The sequence below is a fragment of the Klebsiella sp. 2019SCSN059 genome (assembly GCF_021739525.1).
Lineage (GTDB): Bacteria > Pseudomonadota > Gammaproteobacteria > Enterobacterales > Enterobacteriaceae > Klebsiella > Klebsiella quasipneumoniae.
The window spans coordinates 1-1,190 of the sequence record NZ_JAKKOM010000115.1; the positions used below are offsets into that span (position 1 = coordinate 1).

The following is a 1,190-nucleotide window of genomic DNA, read 5'->3' on the forward strand; positions in this document are numbered from 1 at the left end:
AATGGGTTCATGTGCAGCTCCATCAGCAAAAGGGGATGATAAGTTTATCACCACCGACTATTTGCAACAGTGCCCTCTGATGTTACATTGCACAAGATAAAAATATATCATCATGAACAATAAAACTGTCTGCTTACATAAACAGTAATACAAGGGGTGTTATGAGCCATATTCAACGGGAAACGTCTTGCTCGAGGCCGCGATTAAATTCCAACATGGATGCTGATTTATATGGGTATAAATGGGCTCGCGATAATGTCGGGCAATCAGGTGCGACAATCTATCGATTGTATGGGAAGCCCGATGCGCCAGAGTTGTTTCTGAAACATGGCAAAGGTAGCGTTGCCAATGATGTTACAGATGAAATGGTCAGACTAAACTGGCTGACGGAATTTATGCCTCTTCCGACCATCAAGCATTTTATCCGTACTCCTGATGATGCATGGTTACTCACCACTGCGATCCCCGGGAAAACAGCATTCCAGGTATTAGAAGAATATCCTGATTCAGGTGAAAATATTGTTGATGCGCTGGCAGTGTTCCTGCGCCGGTTGCATTCGATTCCTGTTTGTAATTGTCCTTTTAACAGCGATCGCGTATTTCGTCTCGCTCAGGCGCAATCACGAATGAATAACGGTTTGGTTGATGCGAGTGATTTTGATGACGAGCGTAATGGCTGGCCTGTTGAACAAGTCTGGAAAGAAATGCATAAGCTTTTGCCATTCTCACCGGATTCAGTCGTCACTCATGGTGATTTCTCACTTGATAACCTTATTTTTGACGAGGGGAAATTAATAGGTTGTATTGATGTTGGACGAGTCGGAATCGCAGACCGATACCAGGATCTTGCCATCCTATGGAACTGCCTCGGTGAGTTTTCTCCTTCATTACAGAAACGGCTTTTTCAAAAATATGGTATTGATAATCCTGATATGAATAAATTGCAGTTTCATTTGATGCTCGATGAGTTTTTCTAATCAGAATTGGTTAATTGGTTGTAACACTGGCAGAGCATTACGCTGACTTGACGGGACGGCGCTTCCCTACCCTCATGGCCGCCTCCCAGGAATCGACCCAGGTGCTTATCGTGGACATAATCCTTTACTCATAAATTGGCACTGTTGCAAAGTTAGCGATGAGGCAGCCTTTTGTCTTATTCAAAGGCCTTACATTTCAAAAACTCTGCTTAC

The 1,190-nt window shown here is 43.5% G+C and carries 1 protein-coding gene; it reads left to right on the top strand.

Going from position 1 to position 1,190, the window contains the following annotated elements:
* Window positions 1-161 precede the first annotated feature (161 nt).
* Window positions 162-977, top strand: a complete 816-nt coding sequence (gene aph(3')-Ia, locus L2I46_RS29145) for an aminoglycoside O-phosphotransferase APH(3')-Ia (RefSeq protein WP_000018329.1) — start codon at window positions 162-164, stop codon at window positions 975-977.
* The last annotated feature ends 213 nt before the right edge of the window (window positions 978-1,190 follow it).